The sequence below is a fragment of the Streptomyces sp. FH025 genome, assembly GCF_017427025.1.
Taxonomy (GTDB): Bacteria; Actinomycetota; Actinomycetes; order Streptomycetales; family Streptomycetaceae; genus Kitasatospora.
In genome coordinates this window covers 1-8,166 of record NZ_JAFLNG010000338.1, presented here as the reverse complement: position 1 = coordinate 8,166, position 8,166 = coordinate 1, and the positions used below count along the sequence as shown (strand labels likewise).

Genomic DNA, 8,166 nt, shown 5'->3' with positions numbered 1-8,166 from the left:
GCTGCGGACTTTTAATCCGTAGGTTCAGGGTTCGAGCCCCTGGCGGCCCACCGCGACGAGGCCAGGTCAGACATCCTCTGACCTGGCCTTTTCCATGCCCATCCGCGACCCGAGCGCTGCCCGCCGCGTAGCGCGATGCCCGAATTGCCTGACTCGCTGGCGGGTGCGGGGACGGAGCGGGGATAGCGCCCCCGGGCCGCCCCCTTCGAGCCCCTTTCCACCCACGTCCGTGACAGTCCACTCGACGCCACGGGCAGCCGGAGGTCCACCCACAGTGAGTGCTGGTTGGCCGGCGCACCTCAGGTCTGGCCAGAAGGCGCACCCCGTGCTGGGCGCCGACCGGGCCCACAGCTTCGGCATCTCGACACCCCGTACGTACGGTGTGCCGTATCGCCGTATGTACGGCACGCCCGTACGAGCATCCGGTTTGACCGGACGGAATGTCAGGTGATTGGATACGATCCATGGAACCTGACGATGTGCCAGATCGCGATGGCGGGTGGCCTCATGAGGTCCGAGTCGAGGGGCCGCGACCGTTGGATGGTCTGAGCCCTCCCCTCAACACGCCATCCGGCTACTTCGTGAAGCAGGCCCACCTGCTCCAGCAGCAGGCGGAGGAGTTGATGCAGCGTGCCGTGTACGCCGAGCGCTCCCGGGGAACCTCGTGGGAGGACATCGGCAAGCAGCTCGGCGTCACCCGTAGCACCGTCCATGGACGCTACGCGGCAGGGTTCAACGACTGGGTCGAGAGGGCCGGGCGGCGCGACAGCCTTATCGAAGCCGTGACCAGCCTGCGCCTCATCTGGGCCCATGTGGAGGAGAGGTCTTCCTTCCAGATCAGCCGCATCTTTCCCAAACCCAGCGCTGAAACCCGTCGCGGCCGCCGCCGAGCACAGCCTGCGGATGATGGGCCACTGTCCGACCATCGGCCGCACTTCGTCGCGGACTCCGACCATCAGACTGGCGCGCTCCATGGAGGCCATCACGGCGAGCTCCGCTTCGCCGACGACACCTCGGAGCTGCCGGTAGACGAACGTCTGCGTCGCTTGGAGTCGGCGGTCGCGTTCCTGCTGCGGACCGCCCCGAACAGCGAGCGTTGAAGATCTCCGCCAGCCCCCCGGATGCTTCCCGGCTCCACGGGGGGCGGCGGCCCCGGCACCACCCACATCGAACAAAGGAGATGCCTGTGTCCACGAGTATGCCCCGAGGGCCGGAGAACGACGAAGGGCCGGCGTCGGAGCCGAACCCGACGGCTTTCCTGGAGCGGGCGTTGGAACTGCTCCCGAAGGCAGACCCGCCCGTGCTCGTCGGCCTCGTCCTGCTCTACGCCATGACGCAGAGCGTGGCCCCGGAGAAGGTGATGGTGCTGATCCCGTGCACTGTCGCCCCGGTGATCATCTGGCGGGTCCTCCAGCGCCTGCGTTGGGTCTGACCCCTGCTTCCTGACCGCGTGGCCTGGGCGAATGTCCGGGCCATCGGCGTTCGTCGGACCTGACGTCCATCAGTGAGGTCGCTGACCGCGGTTCAACCCCCGGCCCAACATGGGCTGGGTCTTCAAGGCCGGAGCGGCCCTCGCTCCGGCCTTTCGCGTACCCGAGGGGATGTTATGTTCGCGTCGATCTACGTGCTGTTGCTCGTCTGCCACTGGTTCGCCGACTACCCCGGGCAAGGGGACCGGATGGCAGCAAAGAAGTCGGGTTGGACGGAGGGGCCGAACGACCGGTGTCCAGGCCGCTATCACCACGGCTGGGGCCACAACCTCCTCCACGCCTCCATCCACGTCGTCACCACTACTGCCGTCCTTCTGGCAGCTGGCCCGCTCGTCCTCGACCATCAGCCATCCTGGCGATCCCTGGCCGCCGGTCTCGCCTGGATCGGCATGAGCCATGCCGCGATCGACCGGCGCCGGGGCGTGCGTTGGTGGATGGAGCACACGGGCCAGCGCGGATACCTGGCGGCCGGGGGCCTTGAGAAGGTCGACCAGGCCGCGCACTTCTCCTTTGGCCTCCTTCCGGCCGCACTGCTCCTCACCCTCATCCGGTAACCGGTGCGCGTGCTGTTGGACCTCCTGGCGGATCTGTGGTGATCACCGGCGTCACCGTGGCGCAGCCGGGGCCCGGCATCCCTTTCCCGGGGTTCCGGACCCGCCGCGTACGGGACCTCCCCGACTCAACGACCCTCCACCGCATTGCCCTAACCGGTGCGTTCAGGACAAGTCGACCCGAACCCGCCTGGGAGAGAGCGGTGGCTTGCCTTCTCGAGGGGGCAGTGAGCGGGCGAGGGCGCTGCCATGTTGTTGTGTACGCAGCCGTGCACGAGTCTGGAGGTTGCTCCAAATCTGACACCAGAGTGATAGGCACGTGTAAGGATCGGTGACATGCAGAACTTTCACGCCGAGGCCACAGGTCTTGTTTCAGTCGAACGTTCGCAGTTCGGGTTGTGGGAGGAGGATGAGTTTGCCGAAGGCGGCAGCTGGATGGATCTTCCTCTGTGTGACGAAACCCCGGGAGTCACGCTAGCCGAGGGGGCGGTCAAGGTTCGCAGTTCAATTCGGGATCACTACGCCGAGGTGACCCTTGAGTTGACTGACCATCCTGTATGCCCGGAGGGGTTTAGGCTTCTTGCTAGAGTCCCATATAGGTCCCGTACGGGCCGCATCGAAGCGTGGACCCTATTCTCGGGTCCTGCCAGTGTGATGCTGGACCTTGCAGGAGGGGAGCGCAATTTTGTACTAAGTGTATTTTGGGAAATTGCAAGTAATTCAGATGATCGGATAAGCGTGAACCTGCCCTGTGGGGTGGAGCGGTTCCACTTCGCATTCGAGCCGGCGGCGGAATGACAATCAGTTTCCGCCACCGGCCGTGATCCCTTGGAGGTTACGGAAGGATTGAGACTCCAAATTTGTCATTGTGGAGAATCCGGTCCGACCCATACCAGACCGCCAGCGCGGTCCCAGCGTTTCCGTTCTGCGTGCCGTCTACGTATCGGACCGAGAAGTTCCCGTCGCCACGGCCCGCACCTTCCCACGTTGACGCGAACGGGAACTCGTCGCACTCCTCGCCGGGGTTGTGCGGAAGGCTGGAGCATGCGGCACTGACGACAGCGCGATTGTCCTTGTAGGCTTGATCTGCGATCGGGTTGGCCCCAGGGTACAGGCGTGTAATGAGGCTCGGAGGGGTTGATTTAATATTCCCTGGAATTACCTTTGCCCCATTGCTGGTAGCGGGGAGTGTTGAGTTTGGGTTCGTGAAGGCTGTGTAGATGTGCTCGGCCACTCCCTTGACCAGCGGGTCCGTCCTGCTGTACTGCATGACGGGGGTGACCCGGCTGAATATGACGCCGAGCTTGCTGGGGAGGTAGCTCGCTGAATCGAACCGGAGGTCCTGGTAAGGGGCCCCGTACCAGTTCGTCCAGTTTTCTCCGCTGGGTGCTGCTCGCTGGTAGAGAAGCCACATGCAGTCGACGATCTTTTCGTCCCCTGTCCCTTGGGCCTCATCCGACAGGATGCTCCAACCTATAAACCCGTTCCCCATCCATTTGGCCACCGTGTTCGTGATCGGATTGGTGGCTCCGGCGGCTCTGCAGGCGGTCTGGCCTTGCTTTGCGTTCGTGCCCATGTAGACGGTGAGATTCGAAGACTGATTGAAGGAGCCGGCCATCTTGAATTCGGTCAGCTCTGCACTGATAAGAGCTTCCCTGTTGCCTCGGGAGCCGCTGCCAACCTGCGTCTCGCGATAGTCGAGCGTCCCCTTCACCTTGCCGTTTTCGTAATGAATGGCGCCCGTGTACCGATGCCGACAGAAATTAAAGTGATCGATTACGACTCCGTTTTCCGCCGCCCCGTTCGGATTATTTCGGCATGCCTCAAAGTCTACGATGCCGAGTATCGATCGAGGGTTCTGTGGAGTGAATTCTCCCGCCTGGCTGCCGTAAAACTGTGACCGCCTCTTGGATTCCGTTTCCTCGAGAGAGGGGACAGGCGGGCGCGGCAAGCTTGTTGAAGCGGCCCCAGTCGCGGATTCGATGCCGCCTAGTGCGGCGATTTTTTCTATGGCTTGGTCTACTGGTGTCCCGATCGGAATGCTGGGAAGCGGTGTGCTGCTGGTAAAGGTGATCACCTTTGCTTCAGCAGGAGTGGCGGAGGCGGCTGGAGATAAGCCGGATGCGGCAACTAGGGCTACGATTCCGAGGATTGCGGATCGCTTAAAACGCATGGGCTCCCTTTTCGGTTCGCTGCTTTTCGGCAGACTCGAAGGAGGATGTGGATTTCTCGAATCTAGCCGGTTATATTTTGTGAGTCAATTGGAGTAAAAGGGAATGGCTTGTTTCGTGCGGCTTGCCCTGATGTGGAATTTGATGTTCCTGCAAAAGAGGAGGTGAGACCAGCCAAACGGAGTCAAGCTGGAAGGACTTGTCTCAATCGCAGCCGGATGCTGACCGTTGGTCTCTTCCGGTTGGAGGCCCACGATGGTCCTCGGCTCGAGGGATGCCTGTTCGGAGTTGTTGCGAACCGGACGACTTGCCAGGCCAACGCCTCGTGGACGGTCGCTTCCGGGACGGGGAGTCCGGCCGTGAACGCGGCGAGCGTGAGGTAGAGGGGGTCGGCGCCGGGCGGCTGTGCTGGCCGAACCACACCACGAGATCGACCACTGCGGGGCCGGCTGTGGAGGAGCTACCGTCAGCAAGGCGTCCAGAGAAGGTCTGGGAGGTGCCGACAGCAGGGGGCGCGGCTGGGCGCGCCAGCGTTCGAGTTGCCGTGCTGAGACCGCCACCCCGTGATCTGTGGTGAGCTGGATCAATTGTTGGTCCGCAGGGTTAGGCGGCGTTCGCGCCATGAAGACACGTCTTCCCGGGTAGTCCCGGCATGGCGAATGCGTCGGCCGACGGGTGTTGGGCGGCTCTGGCCATGCGCTGGGCAGTACCGCGGGTACATGGCTGGTGTGGTGGGTGCACAACAGGTAGAAGGGACCGGAGCGGATCGCTCCGGCCCCTTGGGGCTTTGGCCAAAAGGCCATTACGCCACGACGACCTCTCCCGGGGGTGGGTCGTCGTCGGCCTCGGGAGAGCTGGCGGTGTGCAACTGCGCGGCCTGTTCCAGAGCCTGCTCGAAGGCGCCCTTCACTGCTGCTTCATCGGTGCCGCGGGCTACGACTTCGATCGTGCCACGCAGGCCGTGGCGCAGCTGCACGGTGCTGATGGCGGCCTGGTCGGTGTACAGGTCGCGCTCGAACTCGAAGCAGGGCTGCCCGGTGAGCGGCAGTTGGTAGATCACCGCGCCGGAGCGCCGGTCGACGCCAGCGACGGCGGAGTGCAGCTGCTGGTGCCGGGGCTGGCGTTCCCACAGCACGCCCCGGCCGGACCAGCGGGTGCGCTTCTTCGGCATCGTCGCGGGGCGTTCCCTCAGCCCGGGGTAGCCGTGGGCCAGGAGCTCGTTCCACAGGTCCACGATGGCGTGCGCGTCCTCGGCGTTGGTCATGGCGACCTCGATCCCGCCAAGCACCAGCAGGTACACCAGCGGGGCGCCGGTACTGCTGCGGGACTTCACCGGGACGAGGGCAGCGGCCTTCTCGGCGTTCTCGCGGTCGAGGGACGGCAGGACGGAGGTGTAGGTGTCGGCGGTCAGCACGTACGTGGCGTGGCCGAGTACCTCCTGCACGACCTTGAGGTCCGCGCCCGCGCCGAGCAGCAGGGTGGCCGCGAGGTGCCGCAGGTCGTGCAGGCGCACGGGCGGCAGGCCCAGCTTCTTGCACAGCAGCTCGAACCGGTCGGTGAGGTAGTCCGGATGGACTTCGCTGCCGTCCTCGCGGACGAACACCTTGTCGGTCACCGGCCACGGCCGTCCGGTTTCGGCCGCGTCGCGGCGGGCCTCAGCCATCCGGTCACGGTGGTCCCGCAGCTCCTGGAGGGTGTGGCTGTCGAGGGCGAGCGTGCGCTCGCTGTCCTGCTTCGGGGCCTTCCCGAGCGGCTTGCCCTTCACCGCGACCACCTGCCAGTCGACGGTGATGACCGCGGTCTCGAGGTTGGCCTTCGGCCACTCGAAGCCCGCGCCCTCGCCCCGGCGCAGCCCCCGGAAGATCGCCAGGTGCCAGAACGCGCGCAGCCAGTCCCCCTCGATGCCGTCAAGGAACTGGCCGGCCTGCTCCGGGGTCCACACCATCACCTTCGACGGCTTCTCGCCGGTGCGCCTCCACTCCTCGACACGCTCCGGCGTCCACAGCAGCGCCTTCGGCCGCTTGCCGGAGGGCAGATCGACCAGGCTCGCCCAGTTCCGGCTGACCTGGCCCTTCTTGACCGCAGCCGTGAGGGCGGAGCGCAAGGTCGCGCGAATGCGCTGCATGGTCGCCGGGGAGACGATGCGCATCTGGGCGTGGGGCTCGCGCTTGGGTATCTCCGGCGCGGGCACTGGCGGAGGCGGGGCGTTCCTCTTCGGGCGGCCCGGCTTGCGCCCGTGCAGGGACTTCCACTCGGCGTACTCGGCGCGGGCCTTGGCGATCAGCGCCAGCTCGTAGGCGATGATGACGTTGCGGGCCTGGATCGCGTCGAACATGTCGGTGATCGGCTCGGCGGTCAGGTCCTCCAGCTTGATGCGGCCGAGCGCGGGGATCAGGTAAATCCGGATGTGGCTCTCGTAGGAGCTAGCGGTCGTCGGCTCCAGGGTCTTGCGCTGCTTCAGCCACGTCGTCAAGTACTCGGCGACGGTGGTGCGGTGGTCGATCACCTCGCCGCGATCGACCTTCGCGATGGCCTTGTTCAGGGCGGCCACGGCGGCGTCCTTGTCCGCGTAGCCGCCCTTGCGGTCCCGGTTGGGCTTGCCGTCGGCGCCGGGCTTCAGCTTGAGGTAGTACCACCACGTGCCGTGGGCCTTCTTTCCTTTCAGTTTCGGGCAGCGGGACCCGAGTTCGCGCATCTTCGGCTTTCCCCCGGCGTCCAGCACGGGCTGCCTGTTCTCGTCCAGGACGGGCTCGCGGCAGGTGCAGCGGCGGTACACCGACCCGGGGCTGTCGTTCTTCTCGCGCGCGCTCATCTCTCTCAATCGGCTTTCAGGCCCCGCTGGTTGGGGCGGTGGTCGCGGCATGCCCACAGTCACCGCAGCCGTGCTGGTCAGGGCACAGGTCGGTGTGGTTGTGGGGAGTTGGCCGTGACCGTACGGCCGGTGGCGCGGTTGGGTCGCGCCGAGGCTGGACGGGGTCAGCCGTGCGACCGCCGACATGGACGGGCGTGGACCGGGGCGGACGCAGGAGAGGCCGCCGCGCCGCCGCCGCACGGTGGTGGCCCGGGTTTCACGCGGTCGCGGGAGGCCGGCCCGGATGGGGTCGAAGCCCTCGGCAAGACCGCCATTCGCGGCTCGCATGGGCGCTGACCTGCACGAATGTGGCCTTCGGTGTACCGGCGCAGCCGGTGCGGCACACACCGGGACTGCCTGCACCGGCCGTGGACGGCGGGACGGTAGGGCCCGGAGCGGGCCACAGTGCGGGCATGACGACGAGCCCCGTTCCCGCCCTTCCCGACCCCCAGGTCCAGCCGACGATGACCGTGCCCGAGGCCGGCCGGCTCTTCGGTCTCGAGCGCGCCGCAAGCTACAACGCGGCCAGGCGCGGCGACATCCCGACGATCACCGTCGGCCGTCGCCTCCTCGTGCCGACCGCGAAGCTGCGCGTCCTCCTGGGCCTCGACGCCCAGGCTGCCGACACGGCCGCCTGAGCGCCGCCACCTCGCCCCGATCGCCGTGCCGGCCTGCGGACCCGGCACCCCACCCTGGTAGGAGACCACCGGCATGCCCTGGTTCGCCGTCGGCGACAACACGGACGACCACCCCAAGATCCTCGCGGCAGGCAACGCCGCCACCGGGCTGTGGGTGCGCTGCGGCGCCTACGCGAGCGCCCACCTGACCGATGGCGTGATCCCCGGAGCGGTCGCGGCGAAGAACGGCACGGCCACGCAGATCGCCAAGCTTCTCGCCTGCGGACTGTGGCACGAGGCCGGGCACGCGTGCACGCGCTGCCCGCAACCGCGGCGCGGCGACTACGTGATGCACGGCTACCTGGACGCCAACCCGAGCCGCCGCCAGGTCCAGGAACGGCGCCGGCGCGCGGCCGAGAAGAAACGCCAGCAGCGCAACCCGCCGCCCAGCGGCGACGATTACGCCGACGATCCGGGACCAAACCG

Annotated in this window: 7 protein-coding genes and 1 pseudogene; 6 read left to right on the top strand and 2 right to left on the bottom strand. The window is 66.4% G+C overall.

The window, feature by feature from the left end; translation table 11 throughout:
* Positions 1-536 precede the first annotated feature (536 nt).
* From J0670_RS22705 to J0670_RS22690, 4 genes are all read left to right on the top strand, one after another.
* Positions 537-1,100: a hypothetical protein gene (locus tag J0670_RS22705; RefSeq protein WP_207813498.1), complete on the top strand. Its 564-nt coding sequence runs from the start codon at positions 537-539 to the stop codon at positions 1,098-1,100.
* An 86-nt stretch (positions 1,101-1,186) separates the two neighbouring features.
* A complete protein-coding gene (locus J0670_RS22700; protein ID WP_207813497.1) occupies positions 1,187-1,432 on the top strand; it encodes a hypothetical protein in 246 nt (81 codons plus the stop codon).
* Positions 1,433-1,606: 174 nt separating this feature from the next.
* Complete coding sequence (locus J0670_RS22695) at positions 1,607-2,044, top strand: DUF3307 domain-containing protein (protein WP_207813496.1); 438 nt, start codon at positions 1,607-1,609, stop codon at positions 2,042-2,044.
* A 333-nt stretch (positions 2,045-2,377) separates the two neighbouring features.
* Positions 2,378-2,839, top strand: a complete 462-nt coding sequence (locus J0670_RS22690; RefSeq protein ID WP_207813495.1) for a hypothetical protein — start codon at positions 2,378-2,380, stop codon at positions 2,837-2,839.
* Positions 2,840-2,876: 37 nt separating this feature from the next.
* On the opposite strand, the gene J0670_RS40325 is transcribed toward J0670_RS22690, so the two are convergent.
* Together J0670_RS40325 and J0670_RS22680 are read right to left on the bottom strand one after the other, a co-directional pair.
* Entirely contained in the window at positions 2,877-4,118 is a 1,242-nt protein-coding gene (locus J0670_RS40325) for a NucA/NucB deoxyribonuclease domain-containing protein (protein WP_207813494.1), read from the bottom strand.
* Between the two features lie 896 nt (positions 4,119-5,014).
* Positions 5,015-7,024: a site-specific integrase gene (locus tag J0670_RS22680; RefSeq protein ID WP_207813493.1), complete on the bottom strand. Its 2,010-nt coding sequence runs from the start codon at positions 7,022-7,024 to the stop codon at positions 5,015-5,017.
* Positions 7,025-7,476: 452 nt separating this feature from the next.
* Here J0670_RS22680 and J0670_RS22675 point away from each other — a divergent pair, with 452 nt between their 5' ends.
* Positions 7,477-7,701, top strand: coding sequence for a helix-turn-helix domain-containing protein (locus J0670_RS22675; RefSeq protein ID WP_207813492.1), 225 nt, complete (start codon positions 7,477-7,479; stop codon positions 7,699-7,701).
* 73 nt (positions 7,702-7,774) lie between these two features.
* A pseudogene (locus J0670_RS22670) lies at positions 7,775-8,166 on the top strand (hypothetical protein); the annotation flags it as partial.